The sequence below is a fragment of the Methylobacterium sp. 88A genome (assembly GCF_000376345.1).
Lineage (GTDB): Bacteria > Pseudomonadota > Alphaproteobacteria > Rhizobiales > Beijerinckiaceae > Methylobacterium > Methylobacterium bullatum.
This window is the reverse complement of the sequence record NZ_AQVT01000001.1, coordinates 1,889,857-1,906,588: the sequence shown is the minus strand read 5'-3', so window position 1 is coordinate 1,906,588 and position 16,732 is coordinate 1,889,857. Positions and strand designations below refer to the sequence as shown.

Sequence of the window (16,732 nt, the reverse complement as noted above, 5' to 3'; positions counted from 1 at the left end):
CTGCCGGTAAATCCGTTAACCCGGCGACAGCGCCTCGTCGAACACCACCGCCTCGCCGCTGGACGGGCCGACGAGGTCCCCCTGCCACATCACGCGCCTGCCGCGCACGATGGTGCCCACCGGCCAGCCGGTGACGGTGACGCCGTCATAGGGGGTCCAGCCGCATTTCGACGCGATCCATTCGTTGCGGATGGTCTCGCGGCGCTTGAGGTCCACCACCGTCACATCGGCGTCGTAGCCCACCGAGAGTCGGCCCTTGCGGCTGATGCCGAACAGGCGCTTCGGCCCGGCGCTGGTCATGTCGACGAAGCGGGCGAGAGACAGCCGTCCGTTGGCGACGTGATCGAGCATGATCGGCACCAGCGTCTGGACGCCGGTCATGCCGGAGGGGGAATCCGGATAGGGCTTGGCCTTCTCCTCCAGCAGGTGCGGCGCGTGGTCCGAGCCGAGGATGTCGGCGACGCCCTGTGTCAGCCCGTGCCAGATCCCGTCGCGGTGCGCCGCGTCGCGCACCGGCGGGTTCATCTGCACCAGGGTGCCGAGGCGGGCATAGGCCTCGGTCCCGTCGAGGGTGAGGTGGTGCGGCGTCACCTCGACGCTGGCCACGTCCTTATGGTCGGCGAGAAACACCATCTCCTCCGCCGTGGAAATGTGCAGGATGTGGATGCGGGCACCCGTCTCCTGCGCGATCCGCACGAGGCGCTGCGTCGCCTTCAGCGCGGCCTCGGGCGAGCGCCAGACCGGGTGCGAGGACGGATCGCCCGGCACCCGCAGGCCCTTGCGCTCGCGCAGCATGGGCTCGTCCTCGGCATGGAAGGCGGCCCGGCGCCGGGTGCGCTTCAGGATCTCCGTCACGCCGGCATCGTCCTCGACCAGGAGCGCGCCGGTGGAGGAGCCGACGAAGACCTTGATCCCCGCAGCACCCGGCAGGCGCTCGAGGATGGCGACCTCATGGGCGTTCTCGTGGGTGCCGCCGACCCAGAAGGCGAAGTCGCAATGCATGCGGTGGTGCCCGCGCGCCACCTTGTCGGCCAGGGTCTCGGCGCTGGTGGTCAGCGGGTTGGTGTTGGGCATCTCGAACACGGCGGTCACGCCCCCCATCACCGCCGCGCGGGAGCCCGATTCGAGGTCTTCCTTGTGGTCGAGGCCCGGTTCGCGGAAATGGACCTGGGTGTCGATGACACCCGGCAGCAGGTGCAGGCCGGTGCAATCCTGGCGCTCGCCCTCCGCCCGGGACAGGTCGCCGATGGCGGCGATACGGCCGTTTCGAATGCCGAGATCGGCGGTGTGCTCGCCGTCGTGATTGACGATCCTGCCGCCGGTGAGGAGGAGATCGAAGGGCTGGTCCATCGGGGTCGCTCCTGAACGGCGTTGAGACGCGGGTGGCGGCGGCTTATGTCAGCCTCGCGCGGCGTGCAACGCCGTGCCCTGCCGACAGGCCCGCCGGCGCATCGCCACGATGCGCGCCGGAGGGGCCTTTGCAGGATGACCTTCGAGGAGTTGCCATGCCGATCGCCCTGCTGCCGGACCGCGCCGTCATCGTCATCGCGGGCGAGGAGGCCGCGAGTTTTCTCCAGGGCGTGGTGACCTGCAATATCGAGACCCTCGAACCGGGTGAGGCGCGGCTCGGCGGGCTGCTGACCCCGCAGGGCAAGATCCTGTTCGATTTCCTGATCTGGCGCTCCGGCGACGGCTTCCGCCTGGATTGCCCGGCCGATCAGGCCCCGGCGCTCGCCAAGCGCCTCACGCTCTACCGCCTGCGCGCCAAGGTGACGATCGCCGTCGACCCGACCCTGGGGCTCGCCGCCGCCTGGGGCGGGGCGGAGGCCGCCGCCGCCACCGAGCGCCTCCGCGACGGGCGCCTCCCGGCGTTGGGCGAGCGCCTCGTCTCCGCCGAGGGCGCGTTCTCGGCCGATGCCACCGAGGCGGATTATCACGCCCACCGCATCGCCCTCGGCATCCCCGAGGGCGGACGCGACTTTGCCTATGGCGATGCCTTCCCGCACGAGGCGCTGATGGACCAGCTCGCCGGCGTCGATTTCAGGAAGGGCTGCTATGTCGGCCAGGAGGTCGTGTCGCGCATGCAGCATCGCGGCACCGCGCGCACCCGCATCGTTCCGGTGATCTCCCGCGACGGGGAGGCCGTGACCTCCGGCGCGGAAGTGACCGCCGGACCGCGCGTGCTCGGCACGGTCGGCAGCGTGTCGGGCGCGCGCGGCCTCGCCATGCTCCGCCTCGACCGCCTCGCCGATGCGGTCGCCGCCGGCGAGCCGGTGCGCGCCGGCGCGACGATCCTCGGTGTCGAGAAACCCTCCTTCGCCACCTTCGCCTTCCCGGAGGTGACGCCGGCCGGGTGATCGGTGGACCGGGGGCGATTCTGACGCTCGGCGCGCTTCCCCTTTTCCCGCTCTCAGGGAGAGGGAATGCGTACCTGTTCGCTGCTAGCGTTCTTGATCCGTTCCGATTATTCTCGATCCCATGCCGCACGATTCCACAGGCCTGATCCAACATCCCGACGGCTGCCCGCGCTGCTGGTGGGCCGGGCTCGATCCGGTCTACGTCGCCTATCACGACACCGAATGGGGCGTGCCCGAGCATGACGGCCGGGCGTTGTACGAGAAACTGATCCTCGACGGGTTCCAGGCCGGCCTGTCCTGGATCACCATCCTGCGGCGGCGCGAGGGGTTCCGCCGGGCGTTCGCCGGGTTCGACCCGGAGGCGATCGCGCGGTTCACGCAGGCCGATGTCGAGCGGCTGATGCAGGATACCGGGATCATCCGGAACCGCGCCAAGATCGTCGGCACCATCGCGGGCGCCCGCGCCTTCCTCGCCATCGAGGAGCGCGGCCCCGGCTTCTCGCGCTTCCTGTGGGACTTCGTCGAGGGCCAGCCGATCCAGGGCCGGGCGACGGACCGGGCCGGCATCGCCACCGAGACGGAGATCTCGCGGGCCATCTCGCGCGCCCTCAAGAGCGAAGGGTTCAGCTTCTGCGGCCCCACCATCGTCCATGCCTTCATGCAGGCGGTGGGCATGGTGAACGACCATCTCGCCGGGTGCCATCGACACGCTCCCTGCGCCGCCATGGGGGCGGGCCGATGAGCGCCACCGCCCCCCGCGCCTGGCAGCGGATGCTGTCGGGCCGGCGCCTCGACCTCCTCGATCCCTCGCCGCAGGACATCGAGATCGCCGACATCGCCCACGGTCTCGCCCGCGTCGCTCGCTGGAACGGCCAGACCGCCGGGCCGCACGTCTTTTCCGTGGCCCAGCACGCGCTGCTGGTGGAGGCCATCGGCGCGGATCTGGCCCCCGGCCGGACCCGGATGCAGCGCCTCGAACTCCTGCTGCACGATGCCCCGGAATACGTGATCGGCGACATCATCTCGCCGTTCAAGGCGGCGATCGGACCGTCCTACAAGGGTGTGGAACTGCGCCTGATGGCGGCGATCCGCCAGCGCTTCGGCCTGCTGGAACCCGACGAGGACGAGGTTCGCCTGGTCAAGCGCGCCGATGCGATGGCGGCCCATCTCGAAGCCACCCGCCTCGCCGGCTTTTCGGCGGACGAGGCCAGCGCGGTCTTCGGGCATCTGCACCCGGCGGCCCCGGAGGCGCAGGCGCTGATCGAGCCCTGGCCGACCGCCGAGGCTCAATCGAGGTTCCTCTCGCGTTTTCAGTTTCTTGCGAGCGCTTCCTGATGTCGGATATCCACGTCTGCCCCCTGTCGCAACTGCCCCGGATTCTGGAGCGCACCGGGGCGAGCCACCTGATGACGCTGATGAAGGTCGGCACCGCCATCGCACGCCCGGAGGGCATCGCCGACGGGCGCCATTGCGTGGTCGAAGTCAGCGACATCGTCGCCCCCCTCGACGGGCATGTCCTGCCGGGCGAGGTTCATGTGCGTCGTATCCTCGATTTCGCCGCTTCTTGGGACCGGGATCGGCCGCTGCTGATCCACTGCTATGCCGGGATCAGCCGCTCCACGGCGGCGGCCTACATCGCCGCCTGCGCCCTTGCGCCGGAACGGGACGAGGCCGAGATCGCCCGCGCCCTGCGCGCCGCATCGCCTTCGGCGACGCCCAATGCCCTGTTCGTGGAGATCGCCGACCGTCTGCTTGAGCGCGGAGGACGGATGTCCGCCGCCATCGCGGGGATCGGGCGGGGCGCCGACGCGTTCGAGGGAAATCCCTTCGCGCTCGCGCTGGGGTAAGGGCCGAGGCCGCGATCAGCTTGTAATTGTGATGAATCGAGTGTGGCCGAAACGACGCCACCCTTGACGAAGTGCTTGCCGATGGAGCAGCCAACGGCCCCTTGGGCTTGTCGGGCAGGCAGGCGCAGGCTTAGACCGGCACGATGAGGGGTACCCTGGGATGACCACAGCGCGATCCGCCGTGGCGGCGACAAACGATTCGAAGGTGTCCGACGAGGGACTCGACCTGCCGTTCGAGAAGGCGCTCGAACAGCTCGAGGAGATCGTGCGACGCCTGGAGAAGGGGGATGTGCCCCTCGACGAATCGGTAGCGATCTACGAGCGCGGCGAGATCTTGAAGCGGCATTGCGAAGGTCTGTTGCGCAAGGCCGAGGCGCGGATCCAGACGATCACGCTCGGGCCCGACGGGCGCGCGGCGGGTGTCGCTCCCCTCGATGTCGGCTGAACCCACGGGGTCGCAATGATCCGTGGTTTCATAAAAATTATTCATCTGCCGCAACAAGTTGCGCGCTTATCTTCCCTCCGGACGTGAGGTTGATTCGGTGTCACGGATAGAAACCTCGATCCTCGACGGGCTTGACGAGACGTCTGCTCTTCGCGCGCTTCCCGAGAGCCAGCTTCAGGCGGTGGCGGACGCTGTGCGTCAGGAGATGATCGACGCGGTGTCGGTGACGGGCGGTCACCTCGGGTCTGGTCTGGGCGTGGTCGAGCTGACGGTGGCCCTGCATCACGTGTTCGAGACGCCCGACGACCGGATCGTGTGGGATGTCGGGCACCAGGCCTATCCGCACAAGATCCTCACGGGGCGTCGCGACCGGATCCGGACGCTGCGCCAGCCGGGCGGGCTGTCAGGCTTCACCAAGCGGTCGGAGAGCGTCTACGACCCGTTCGGGGCGGCGCATTCCTCCACCTCGATCTCGGCGGCGCTCGGCATGGCGGTGGCGCGCGACCTCGACGAGGCGTCGGCCAAGGCCAAGGGCGCGCCCGCGCCCAGGCGCCGCAACATGATCGCGGTGATCGGCGACGGCTCGATGTCGGCGGGCATGGCCTACGAGGCGATGAACAATGCCGGGGCGCTGCATTCGCGCCTCATCGTGATCCTGAACGACAACGACATGTCGATCGCCCCGCCGGTGGGGGCGATGTCGGCCTATTTCGCCAGGCTCGCCTCGGGCGGGACCTATCGCGGCCTGCGCGAGACCGCCAAGCAGCTCGGCAAGCTCCTGCCGAAGGCGATCTACCAGCGCGCGGCGGCGGCGGAAGAGTACGCCCGCTCCCTGGTGGTGGGCGGCGGCACGATGTTCGAGGAGATGGGCTTCCACTATGTCGGCCCGGTCGACGGGCACAATCTCGACCATCTCCTGCCGATCCTGAAGAACGTGCGCGATTCGGACCAGGGCCCGATCCTGCTCCATGTCGTGACGCAGAAGGGCAAGGGCTACGCCCCGGCCGAGGCCAGTGCCGACCGCTACCACGGGGTGGTGAAGTTCGACGTCCTGTCGGGCGTCCAGGCCAAGGCCAAGCCGAACGCGCCGGCCTATACCCGCGTCTTCGGCGAGAGCCTGATCAAGGCGGCGGATGCCGACGACAAGGTGGTGGCGATCACCGCCGCGATGCCGGGCGGCACCGGGATCGACCTGTTCGGCAAGGCGCATCCGGATCGGACCTTCGACGTGGGCATCGCCGAGCAGCATGCGGTGACGTTCGCGGGCGGCCTGGCGACGGAAGGCTACAAGCCGTTCGTGGCGATCTACTCGACCTTCCTGCAGCGGGCCTACGACCAGGTCGTGCACGACGTGGCGCTGCAGAACTTGGCCGTTCGGTTCTGCCTCGACCGGGCGGGTCTGGTGGGTGCGGACGGGGCGACCCATGCGGGCGCGTTCGATCTGGCTTATCTCTGCTGCCTGCCGAACATGGTGGTGATGGCGGCCTCCGATGAGGCCGAGCTGGTCCACATGGTGGCGACCCAGCATGCCCATGACAGCGGCCCGATCGCCCTGCGCTACCCGCGCGGCGAGGGGGTGGGCGTGGACCTGCCCGAGCGCGGCGTGCCGCTTCCCATCGGCAAGGGCCGGATCGTCAAGCGCCCCGAGGGGGCGCGGGTGGCGCTGCTGAGCCTCGGCACACGTCTGTCTGAGGCGCTGAAGGCGGCCGACCTGCTGGAGAGCGCCGGGATCGCCGTGAGCGTGGCGGATGCGCGCTTCGCCAAGCCGCTCGACGAGGCGATGATCCTCGATCTGGCGGCGAGCCACGAGGTCCTGGTCACCCTGGAAGAGGGGTCGGTGGGCGGCTTCGGGGCCATGGTGCTGCATCTCCTGTCGGAGAAGGGGGCGCTGGACACGGGCCGGGTGCGGGTGCGGACCCTGACGCTGCCGGACACCTACCAGGACCACAACAGCCCGGAGGCGATGTACGTCGAGGCCGGCCTCGACGCCGACGGCATCGTCAGGACCGTCCAGGCCGCCCTCCCCGAGCAGAAGGCACGCAGCGGTGCCAAGCTCGTGAGCATCGGCAACGGCCAGCGCTGACCGGACGACAAACACGAGAGCTCGGCATCACGGCTCCGCTTCTGCGGCGGCCGTGATGCCGTTCGCGGCATTCGCATCCTCCGGCGGCCCTGCGCCGAGGATGCGATGGCCGGCTACTTGATGACCGAGCAGGCGAGGCGGGCGCCCGCCCCGCCGATCGGCTGGCTGGTATGGTCGTCCTCGTTGGCGTGGATGATGAAGGCCGAGCCGTCGGCATCCTTCAACCCGCCCTCGCCCGTGAGCGGCGTCTCGCTCGACACCTCCGCATTCACCGAGCCATCGGCATTGGCATAGACGTTGGGCAGGTCGCCCTCGTCAGGCCCTTCCGGGTTGAGCAGGCCGTGCTTGCTCTGGTCGTGATTGACGTGAGCCTTCGATTTCTCGAACTTCTCCATGTCCGAGCAATCGGCCACGGCGTGGAAATGGATGCCGTGCCAGCCAGGAGGCAGGCCACCGGGCTGGATCGCCAGACGCAGCACCAGGGCGCTCGCTCCATCGCGGATGGTGACCGTTCCGATCGGTTCGCCCTTCGTGTTGACGACCTTGCTCTCGTAGGTCTGCGGCGCGGTATTTGCCGCCGGGGCAGGCGCCTGCGCGAGGGCGGGCGCGACGCCGCCCACGAGGGCGAGGACCGACAGGAATCGTCTCATGGCGTTTCTCCTCTCCACGCCGGGGCGATTGTGGAGCTCTGCAAGGAAAATCCCGGCCGCGACCGTGTCCGACGACGATGGCCCGGGCAAGGCTGTCGTCGCGGTCGGGTCGGGTGCCATGTGTGTCGGCCGAGCCCGGACGGCAACCGCATCCGGACACCGAAGCAGGTCCGGTGCCGGGCATCCCCACGGGGCATCCACCCCAAACGGAATGCCGGTTAACATAGCATCGTGGACGCCATCGTAAGCTTTCGTTAAGCTGACATCTCAGTCCGACAGCGATTGCCGTGCGGCCGTGCGGAGGTGGAACGCCGATATGCGTCCGATCTCTCGGCACCAGCCTGGAGAGAGCCGATGCCAATCCGTCTTCATCGGTTTTCGACCATCGTTTCGGCGCTCGGCCTGTCGGCGCTCTGCGCCATGCCGATGATCGATACCGTTTCCGCTCAGGACGCGCCCTTCGCCAAAGACGCGACGCCCGCTCCCGCCGGCCGTGCATGGACCGATCCGCCCGACCGGAAGGCCGCACCCTCACCCGTCGCCGGGCGCGAGGATGGCAAGCAGCAGGATGTCCGGAAGGCCGACGCGACGGCCCGTGCCGGGAAGGCGGCGCGAAACCGCCGTGACGCGGCTGCCAGACCCCGGTCCGCCACGGCCAGCCGGCATGCGAGCAGAAAGGCACCCGGCCACGGGATCGCCCGACGCTTGGTCCCCGCCGGACGCGAGACCATCCGCCCCGTCGCCGTCAGGGCGCCCGCCAGCCGGGCGGCGAGAGACGGAACCTGGACCGTCCGCGCCTTTCAGCCGAACTACGATGACACTCCCGGCTATCGCTACGGCTACCTCCCGGAAGAGGGGCCGGCCTATCGCCGCCGGGATGACGGGGGCAGAGATTATCAGGCGGCCCGCCTGCGGGAGGCCCGCGAGGCGGGATATCTCGTCGTCCGCTCGAATGACCCCCGCACGATGGACGGACGCCCCTTGGAGGCTCTCCGCGGGCCCGAGGATCGGGGCGATCCCGAAGACTGATCGTGCGCGTCGGGCCTTACCGTCGACGTCAATGACTGAACTTGCGCGTGCCTCAGTCCATGCAAAAAACCTCGCTGGCGAGAGCCGGCGAGGCATTCCATGATAGCGGGGGAAGCGACGACCGCTTTAGCGAAGGCGGCCGGGACGTGCCGGCTCGAAGACGATGCGGCGGTGAAACGCACACCAGCTCTTGCCGTCCGGCGCAGGCGCACCGCAACAGACCGCGCGATCGTTCGGCTCGCCGATGATGAACTTGCAGACGAAGGCGCCCGACTGTGCGAAGGGGACGCGCAGTTCGGCCGACGGTTCGGCAATGGCGTCAGCATCGCCGATCTGTGACAGGCGAACGAGTTGATTCATGTAAAACGTACTCGCAGGATCTGCGTCTCTGGCGGGCGCACGCCCGGTGGGACCGTGGATTGAAATCCGCCGTACGAACGGTCCTTCCGCCACGAGGCACGACGATGCCCCGGTTGCTTCCGATCCGCCCCGTGACTTCATGGGAAGCCGCGATACGACGCTGTCATGATGTCACTGTATCTAGGGATCTTTCGCCCTTAAACAAGTCTCGACGCATCAAGGTGCTGCAGCGCACAGATTCTGGCGTGTTTCGGCGTGGTTCGAGGTCGAGTTCGCCTCTTCTAGCGCCAAATCCCTTTCTTTTTTGAGAATGCCGACCACCGAATCATCCGTCGTCGGTCGACGCCGCGCAGTGATTCGCCGGGTACGTCGGCCTTCGAGCGCCTCGCGAAACCTTCGCTCACGTCCGAGACGACGAAAAAACCCCATGCGCCGGCCGGCACATGGGGTCTGGTCGTTGTTCGAAACCGTGGTCCGGCCCGCTCGCGGCGAGCGCGGCCCCTGCCGGCTTACTTGAGCAGCTTGACCAGGGCCTTGCCGGCCGGGGTCTTCAGCTCAGCCGCATCGAGGGTGCCGTCGTTGTCCGGATCGGCCGCCTTGAAGCGGGACTCGACCAGGGCGAGGTACTCTTTCTTGTCGATCGTGCCATCCTTGTCCGGATCGGCTTCCGCGATCACCTTCTTGCCACCGCGACCCTTGAGCTCCTTGGCGTCGAGGGTGCCGTCCTTGTCGCCTTCGAGGGCGTCGAACTTGGCGCTGGCGACGGCCTGGACTTCCTTCAGGTCGATCGTGCCGTCATTGTCGGTGTCGATCATGGAGATGATCTTGTTGCCCTTGGCGGAGGCCGGGGTGGCGACGGCGAAGGGGACGGCCAGGGCGGCGATGGCAAGGAAAAGGGGGAGCTTTGACCGGTTGAGCATGCGTAAACCTCCTAATTGCGTCAGCGTTGTGGAACTATCACAGGCTTTTGCAGATGCGAAGGTACTCTATTGCAGGGCAGCGGCCCGTTCTTGGGCCGGCTGTGGATGACGGACTCTCCGATACCGGCGGATTGGAGCCCCAAAGGGCACGGGCACACGACACATGCCGCTGATGACGGATTGGTTTTCCCTTCTCCTTCATGAAGGAGCGATGCCATGGGAAGCAACGAAGGACATGATCCATCATTATGTTTCAGCCCGTCATGGAAACCGGCCGTCGTCTTCTCAGGCGCATCTGGCGTTGGGCCGTCTTCAGGGGGACGGGATTCAAGTACCGGGATTTCGAATTGGCCTTCGAGCGAGGCGATTGGCCGACGATCCTGACACGGGCCCGTAACGGCGAGCGACTCAAGAAAAGCCCGTCGATGATGGGCATGTTCATCCGCGCCGCCGGCGAGATGCGTGACGTCGAAGCATTGGCCTGGGCCGAAAGCCAGTGCCTGGGCGCGCGATGGTCGACGCGGGATCGGTATGCGGTGAGCCAGAGGTTCCTGATGCTCGGCGAAGCGGCGGCCGCATGGGCGGTCTTCACCGCCGATGCGGCCGTGATGGCCGAGGCGAGATTCGCCCACCAGGCGAAATCGTTCCTCCCCCATACCAAGGATGCCGCCCTCCGGTCGGCGATCAAGGCGGCCATGGCGAAGGCCGTCCCCGTCGGATCCTCCGCCGCGGCGGGCGTCGTCAAGGCGGCGGCCACGACGATTCGATTTCCGTTCTTCGGCTCCGGGCAGCGGGTTCAGGGCTCCGTCGAGATCCGGTCGAGCGAGCGAACCCCGCCGCGCCATGCCATCAAGGTCACCGCGGATATCGAGAGCTTCCGGACCAAGGTCGCCCGGGCCAAGCCGCCCGAGATCATCGAGCACCGGGAGGTGTTCGTGGACCGGAGCGGCCAGATCTGGAAGGAGGACGGCAGCGTCATCGTCTCGAAGGGAACGCCCATTTCCCGCTTGTCGCGCGCGGAAGCGCCCGGCATCGCGACAGGCTTCTTCGCCATCAAGAGCACGCGTGGCATCTATCACTGGCTGGTGGATCGCCTGCCGCTCTTTGCCTGGATGCTGGAGGACGGGGCGCCGGATGCGGTGATCCTCCTGAGCGACGAGGCCCCCTCCTTCGAGAAAGAGACCCTGCGTCTGGCCGGCCTGCCCCAGACGGTGGTGGATGTCGGTGATGCGGTCTTCGTCCAGCGGCTGCTGATCGCCCGCAGCGGCATGCAGGGTTTCAGCTATTGGGAGCAGGTGGCACCCGTCATCGAGCGGGTGAAGCGGTCCGCCCGTGCCATCGCTGCGCAGGAAAACGTGAGCGCCGGCGATGCTATCTACATCTCGCGCCGCGATTCGAGCCGACGGGTCATGAGAAACGAAGCCGAACTCGAGGCCCAGATCACGACGAGGGGCTATGCGGGCGTCGCCCTCGGGACCATGCCCCTGTGGCAGCAGGTCTTCGTCGTCTCGTCGGCGAAGCGGATCGTCGCTCCTCATGGGGCCGGGTTGGCACATATCGTCTTCTCGGAGCCCGGAACCCACATCACCGAGATCGTGCCGGTCCAGGACGGGACCTACTTCCTGCGTCTGAACTATGCCCGGCTCAGCCTCGTGATGGGACATCGCTATCGGGGCTGGCTGGAGCCTCACCACGGCGCCAGGGACAGTTGGACCGTGGATGCCCCGGCCTTCCTCGATTATCTCGATGAGCGGCCCGGCGATGCGGCCGCTCACGTTCGCGTGGAGGATGCCGGCGACCGGTCCCGGATGGGGTGAAGAGGCCCCTGTCCGGCAGCGGATCACGCGATTGTTGGAGGTGCCCCGACGAATGGGCGCCCTCATTCCGGCCACGTCGTTGCAGCAGGGGCTGCGTTCATGGGAGACACCCGGCACCGGCATGGGGGCCGGACTCGGTCGGCCGGGTCGAAGCGTTCGGCTAAGTCTTTGTCGAGACGCGGTGTATCGATGTGGGCTGTTGCGTCCTTGCGTGACGCGGCATTAGATTTCGGGTTGGGAGATCGGGATTGGGCGCTCGACCGGGAACACGTTCAGTGAAGGGCTGTCCACCGGTCTCCTGGCGAGATGGTTCATGCTGATCTTGGAGAACGTCTGGGTCAGGTCGCTCCAGTCGCGGTCGCATGCGGTTCTGTGCGGTCTCTCCGGGGTCATCCCGACGAACCGTCGCGTCGGCATCCTCTGCGCCTCGAAGATCGAGCGCCGTGCCTTCAGCGACCTCATCTCGGGGGTACGGCAGCCTGCCGTCGGCAAGGTGCGGCGCGAGGCGGACATTTCGAGTCCCGTCGGGCGCATGGCCGGGATCGTGCCGGCCCATTCCCTGAGACGGAACTGCGTGTTCGCCGCCAAGATGCACCGCATCGAACCGGGGAGCCTGATCAAGTTCGTCGCCTTCGTGGCCAATATCGATGCCTTCATGGACGTGCCGTACAAGCACGTGCCCGCCGATATCGCCTTAGCGTTTCGGTATGCCCTGTCCTACGGGCTGCCCTACGAGACCTACTTCATCGACGGCGACATTCTTCCGCAGACGGCCGAGTTCACCGACCGTTTCGCCAGCGTGATCAAGCAACGCTCGGCCACGAGCGGCTTCATCGTCATTTCGTCGAACGTCGCCCAGGTGCGGGAGTTTTGCGACATCGTCGGTGTGGTACAGGCCGATAAGATCGTCCTCTACTCCAATGCTCAGCGGGCCATCCACGAATACATGAGGCTGGTTGACCTCAACAAGCCCGATGTCGATGCCACCGAGACCTTGCTGGCGCGGATCCGTCGCGCCCTGAAGCTCGAAGATTGGCCGATGGTGGCCGCCATCGCTACGTCCGAGATGCAGGACGATCCGGATAGCCCCACGGCGATCTGGCTGTATGGGGAACTCGCCCTGTCGCGGGGGGACCGTCGACGCGGCATCGACCTGATCATACGCGCCTGTCAGGCCAACCCCTCCTTCGAGGAGCCGTGGAAGGCCCTGGTGCGCGTCGCCGAAGACGAGCAGGACGAGGAGAGGCTCAAGCTCCTGGCCTCCGTGCTGATGACCAACGATCAATGCCGGATCTTGCGGATGGCCGCCAAGATCATCGAGCAGACCGGCACCGATGAGGCTGCCGTCGATGCTTGGCGTAGAGTCGCTGCCGCGGCCCGGACGGATGTGGGCGTGCTGATCGAGGCCGGCGACCGCTTGCTCCGCGCGGGGGCGGGGGAGGATGCGGCCCGGATCTTCGAGGCCGCCTATGCGGCCGATCCGACGAATGGCCGCCTCCTGGTGATGCTCTACCGCAGTGAACTGCTCTTTTCCGACAACGAGCGGTTGGCCGAATTGGCGGCTCTCATCGTGGAGTTCTACCCGGAGGAGGCCGAACGGGCCGTGCGCCTCGCCCAGCGCGCGCGCCGTCCGGAGGTGAAGGCGATCGAGGATGGCGGCTCGTCTACCCTTCTCGAATCCGTTGCCGAGGAAGCCCTTCCGGTCAGAATCGGGCGCGCCCTGAAACAGCAGGATGTCGACGCCCTGGCCGAGATCGCGGAGGCCGAGATCCGGCGGGAGGCGGACGGCGCCACCGGCATCTGGCTTCTCGGTGAGATCGCACTCATCAAGGGAGATCGCGAGCGCGGCGGGGAACTGATCCTGCGCGCGTGCCAGGCGGATGCCGAGTTGGAAGAGCCGTGGAAGACTCTGGGGCGTCTTGCGGAAGAGGAAAAGAGCGAGGAGCGGCTCAGCTATTACGTTTCCGCCCTGATGACCAACGGTCAGGGGCGTATCCGTCGGCTGGCCGCCAAGGCGCTCGAGCCGACGGGCGACGAGGAATCGATCCTGGCGGCGTGGCGTGCCGTCGCCCATGTGGCCGGTGCGGATCTCGCCCTGATGCTGGAGGCGGGCGACCGGCTGTTCCGCTATGGCGCCGCCGGCGAGGGAGCCCAGGTCTTGTCACGGGCGCTTCAGGTCGATCCCCGGAACGGACGCGTGCTGATGCTGCTCTATCGCTGCGAACTGACCTTCTCCGACGACGAGCGCCTATTGGCGCTCGCGGGCCAGATCAACGATGTCTCCCCGGCCGATATCGACCGCGCCATCCGTCTCGCCTTTAATGCGCGCAAGGCGAACCTCGGCAAGCGGATGAAGGAACGGTTCAAGCAGCCCGCGCCCAGCGACGCGAGCGCCTGAGCGGAGGCGGCCTCACGCCTCCCGCACACCGGGCTTCTGCCCCGGATCGAAGGTGAAGACGACGCCCGCCTGTTCGAGAACCTGACGCACCGCCTGCACCGTGTCGCGTCGCGGGCGGATGGTCGCCTCCGGATCTTCGATCCGCACGATGGTCGAGACCGATACGCTCGCCCGCCGCGCCAATTCGTCCTTCGACAGGCCGGCCATCCCGCGCGCGGCCCGGACCTGTGCGGAGGTGAGATCCCCGCTGCCGCGGCCGATATCGGTCGCGGGCCCGCGAGCGTCCGTGCTCGACGAGGCCGCCTGGAAGCGGCTCTGTCCGGGGACGCTCAGGCACACGCCGACCCATTCCTTCACCGAGCCGTCCCGGTTCATGATCGGTACGCCACGGGCATTGAACCAGCGATAGACCCCATCGACGCAGAGGATTCTGTAGTCGGTGTTGTAGGCCGTGTCGTGGCTGAGGGCCGTCCGCCAGGCGAAGTTCGTGCGTTCCCTGTCGTCGGAATGCAGGACGTCGATCCAGCCGAGGCCCTGGAACTGATCGTGTCGCTGCCCGGTGAGCTCCTCCCAGAGCGGCATGTCGATCGACTTCCCATCGGGGCTGACGATCCAGACCACCGCAGCCGTGGCCGAGAGCAGAGCCTCGAAGCGATCGGGTCCCTGTTTGGTGGAATGCTTCGCATCGTAGCGATCGGTCACGTCCTCGACGACGCCGATCGCCTGGCTCGGGCGGTTGCCGGGGCCGAGCACCACCTCGGCATGGCTGGCGATCCAGCGCAAAGTCTGGTCCGGCCGGATGATGCGGAACTCGCGCCGGAGCGGCTGCCCTTCGCGCAGCAGGGTCAGCATATCCGTATGCGCGGCACGGTCGTCGGGATGCATCATGGCCTCCACGACGCCGAAGCTCAGGGCGACCGAGGGGGAGAGGCCGAGAACGCGATGGAGGCCGATCGATCCGTGGATGTCGAGCTCTTCGAGGTCCGCCGACCAGAAGCCGACATCCGTGGCATGTTGCATGAACTTCAGGAGGCGGCGGGAGGGCAACCGGCGCGATGCGCCATCCGACCGTCCGGATGGATCCATCGACGACCGTGGCGGCATGTTTCTTTCTCCTCGGCCGATGTGCCGCCTGACATGAACGATTTTATGCCAGGATGTTCCGAAACACTATGTCGTTGCGTGTTTTTCTCCTGCCGCACAACCCGCTGTAGGGCGAATGGGACATAATTTCGCTCGGTGCATTGTCCGTCCCCGTTGCCACCCCGTGGATGGGCGAGGTCATGCATCTGCCCTCGCCATCCCGGCCCTCCTGCGGGCGCCCGTCACAGCCGCGCCCATGACGGAACCGGTGCGATCGCTCCTTTCGATGCGGGCGAACTCGCATGTCGCGTGCCGGTGACGGGAACCTCAGAGGGATTCTCGGCGGTCTCGCGCGGTGAATGGCCGGAAGCGGTGCGGCGTCGGCTTCGCCCGGCGCACATGGCGTCCCGCTCAGCCGGCCCGAACCGGTGCGTTGGCCAGGGTCAGAAGGGTCTGGAGCAGGACATCGGCGCCGGCGGTGCAATCGCCCTGCGTCGCCGATTCCGCCTCGTTGTGGCTGATCCCGTCGCGGCAGGGCACGAAGATCATGGCCGTCGGGGCGAGGGCGGCGATGTTGCAGGCATCGTGGCCAGCGCCCGAGACCATGCGGCGATGGCTGAAACCCAAGCCCCTGGTCGCCGCCTCGACGGCGCCCACAACCCCGGCATCGAACGGCACGGGTTCCTTTCGCCAGATCCGGGTCAACTCGATAATGAGCTTGCGCCGGCCGGCGATGGCGTCGAGTTCCGCTCGTAACTCGCTTTCGACCGCGTCGAGGGTCTCGGCTTTCGGGTCGCGCACGTCGAGGGTGAAGCGGATGCGGCCGGGGATGACGTTGCGCGACGGCGCGCCGATCACCGCCTCGCCGATCGTCGCCACCGCCGTGGGACCGTGGGCATGGGCGATCCGCTCGACGGCCAGCGCGATTTCGGCGAAGCCGTTGAGGGCGTCGCGACGGCGCGGCATCGGCGTCGTGCCCGCATGGCTCTCGAAACCCGTCACCACGCCGTCGAACCAGGCGATCCCCTGCCCGCCCTCGACCACGCCGATGGTGGTCTCCTCGGCCTCCAGGATCGGCCCCTGCTCGATATGCAGTTCCACGAAGGCGCCGATCCTGCGCTCGCCCACCGGCTCGTCTCCGAGATAGCCGATGGCCTCCAGCGCCTGCTTCACGGCGATACCGGCGGCATCCCGCCGGGAATGGATGTCCTCCACCGTGAATTCTCCGGCATAGGCGGCGGAGGCCATCATGGCGGGGGCGTAACGCGAGCCCTCCTCGTTGGTCCAGTTGACGAGGAGCAGGGGCGCCTCGGTTTCGATGCCGGCGTCGTTCAGCGCCCGCATGACCTCCAGGCCCGCCAGGGTGCCGAGGATGCCGTCGAACTTGCCCCCCGTGGGCTGCGTGTCGAGATGCGAGCCGCAGGCGACCGGCAGGCGCGTCATGTCGCGTCCGCGCCGCAGGGCGAACTGAGTGCCCAGCGCATCGACACGCACCTCCAGTCCCGCCGCCTCGCAGGCATCCCGGAACCAGTCCCGGACCCGGCCATCCTCCTGCGACAGGGTCAGCCGGTTGATTCCGCCGGCCGGGGTGGCGCCGAACCGGGCGGTCTCCATGATCGTGGACCACAGGCGCGCGCCGTCGACGCGGAGATTGTGGGTCGTGCTCATATGCGTATCCGTTGTCTCGGTTCGGTCTTTTGGGACCTGGATCTGTCCTCCACCCCTCCTCCTCATCCTGAGTTG

The 16,732-nt window shown here is 67.6% G+C and carries 15 protein-coding genes; 9 read left to right on the top strand and 6 right to left on the bottom strand.

All coding sequences use genetic code 11. The annotated features are described in order from the left end of the window. Positions 1 to 15: 15 nt before the first annotated feature. Positions 16 to 1,350, bottom strand: coding sequence for a dihydroorotase (locus tag A3OM_RS0109025; protein ID WP_018043423.1), 1,335 nt, complete (start codon positions 1,348 to 1,350; stop codon positions 16 to 18). Between the two features lie 155 nt (positions 1,351 to 1,505). Here A3OM_RS0109025 and A3OM_RS0109020 point away from each other — a divergent pair, with 155 nt between their 5' ends. The 6 genes from A3OM_RS0109020 to dxs all read left to right on the top strand — a co-directional run bounded on the left by A3OM_RS0109020 (position 1,506) and on the right by dxs (position 6,732). After that, the gene (locus A3OM_RS0109020; protein WP_018043422.1) at positions 1,506 to 2,357 is read left to right on the top strand and encodes a folate-binding protein YgfZ; all 852 of its coding nucleotides are present in this window, start codon (positions 1,506 to 1,508) and stop codon (positions 2,355 to 2,357) included. Between the two features lie 121 nt (positions 2,358 to 2,478). Further along, on the top strand, positions 2,479 to 3,099 hold the full coding sequence (locus tag A3OM_RS0109015) for a DNA-3-methyladenine glycosylase I (protein ID WP_018043421.1): 621 nt from the start codon (positions 2,479 to 2,481) through the stop codon (positions 3,097 to 3,099). Beyond that, entirely contained in the window at positions 3,096 to 3,692 is a 597-nt protein-coding gene (locus tag A3OM_RS0109010; protein ID WP_018043420.1) for an HD family hydrolase, read from the top strand. The genes A3OM_RS0109015 and A3OM_RS0109010 overlap by 4 nt, the downstream gene beginning before the upstream one ends. Continuing rightward, positions 3,692 to 4,204: a hypothetical protein gene (locus A3OM_RS0109005; RefSeq protein ID WP_018043419.1), complete on the top strand. Its 513-nt coding sequence runs from the start codon at positions 3,692 to 3,694 to the stop codon at positions 4,202 to 4,204. Before A3OM_RS0109010 ends, A3OM_RS0109005 begins: the two co-directional genes overlap by 1 nt. 160 nt (positions 4,205 to 4,364) lie before the next feature. Then, the gene (locus A3OM_RS0109000; protein WP_018043418.1) at positions 4,365 to 4,649 is read left to right on the top strand and encodes an exodeoxyribonuclease VII small subunit; all 285 of its coding nucleotides are present in this window, start codon (positions 4,365 to 4,367) and stop codon (positions 4,647 to 4,649) included. A gap of 97 nt (positions 4,650 to 4,746) precedes the next feature. Next, complete coding sequence (gene dxs / locus A3OM_RS0108995) at positions 4,747 to 6,732, top strand: 1-deoxy-D-xylulose-5-phosphate synthase (protein ID WP_026175867.1); 1,986 nt, start codon at positions 4,747 to 4,749, stop codon at positions 6,730 to 6,732. A gap of 113 nt (positions 6,733 to 6,845) precedes the next feature. Here dxs and A3OM_RS0108990 read toward each other — a convergent pair whose 3' ends face one another. Then, the gene (locus tag A3OM_RS0108990; protein ID WP_018043416.1) at positions 6,846 to 7,382 is read right to left on the bottom strand and encodes a superoxide dismutase family protein; all 537 of its coding nucleotides are present in this window, start codon (positions 7,380 to 7,382) and stop codon (positions 6,846 to 6,848) included. A 354-nt stretch (positions 7,383 to 7,736) separates the two neighbouring features. On the opposite strand from A3OM_RS0108990, the gene A3OM_RS0108985 reads away from it, so the two are divergent. Continuing rightward, the gene (locus A3OM_RS0108985) at positions 7,737 to 8,411 is read left to right on the top strand and encodes a hypothetical protein (RefSeq protein ID WP_018043415.1); all 675 of its coding nucleotides are present in this window, start codon (positions 7,737 to 7,739) and stop codon (positions 8,409 to 8,411) included. Between the two features lie 126 nt (positions 8,412 to 8,537). Here the strand turns inward: A3OM_RS0108985 and A3OM_RS0108980 are convergent, their stop codons facing one another. Then, positions 8,538 to 8,771 carry a GcrA family cell cycle regulator gene (locus A3OM_RS0108980; protein ID WP_018043414.1) on the bottom strand — a complete coding sequence of 78 codons (234 nt, stop codon included), beginning with the start codon at positions 8,769 to 8,771 and terminating at the stop codon, positions 8,538 to 8,540. 509 nt (positions 8,772 to 9,280) lie between these two features. After that, complete coding sequence (locus A3OM_RS0108975) at positions 9,281 to 9,691, bottom strand: EF-hand domain-containing protein (RefSeq protein ID WP_018043413.1); 411 nt, start codon at positions 9,689 to 9,691, stop codon at positions 9,281 to 9,283. Between the two features lie 248 nt (positions 9,692 to 9,939). Between A3OM_RS0108975 and A3OM_RS0108970 the strand changes: the two genes are divergently transcribed. Together A3OM_RS0108970 and A3OM_RS0108965 are read left to right on the top strand one after the other, a co-directional pair. Next, positions 9,940 to 11,508 carry a glycosyltransferase family 61 protein gene (locus tag A3OM_RS0108970; RefSeq protein ID WP_018043412.1) on the top strand — a complete coding sequence of 523 codons (1,569 nt, stop codon included), beginning with the start codon at positions 9,940 to 9,942 and terminating at the stop codon, positions 11,506 to 11,508. A 313-nt stretch (positions 11,509 to 11,821) separates the two neighbouring features. Beyond that, positions 11,822 to 13,906, top strand: a complete 2,085-nt coding sequence (locus A3OM_RS0108965) for a hypothetical protein (RefSeq protein ID WP_018043411.1) — start codon at positions 11,822 to 11,824, stop codon at positions 13,904 to 13,906. Positions 13,907 to 13,918: 12 nt separating this feature from the next. On the opposite strand, the gene A3OM_RS0108960 is transcribed toward A3OM_RS0108965, so the two are convergent. Together A3OM_RS0108960 and A3OM_RS0108955 are read right to left on the bottom strand one after the other, a co-directional pair. Continuing rightward, positions 13,919 to 14,926, bottom strand: coding sequence for a PAS domain-containing protein (locus A3OM_RS0108960; RefSeq protein WP_238253909.1), 1,008 nt, complete (start codon positions 14,924 to 14,926; stop codon positions 13,919 to 13,921). A gap of 474 nt (positions 14,927 to 15,400) precedes the next feature. After that, positions 15,401 to 16,657 (bottom strand): Zn-dependent hydrolase, encoded by a 1,257-nt coding sequence (locus A3OM_RS0108955; protein WP_018043409.1) that lies wholly within the window; start codon positions 16,655 to 16,657, stop codon positions 15,401 to 15,403. Positions 16,658 to 16,732: the final 75 nt, after the last annotated feature.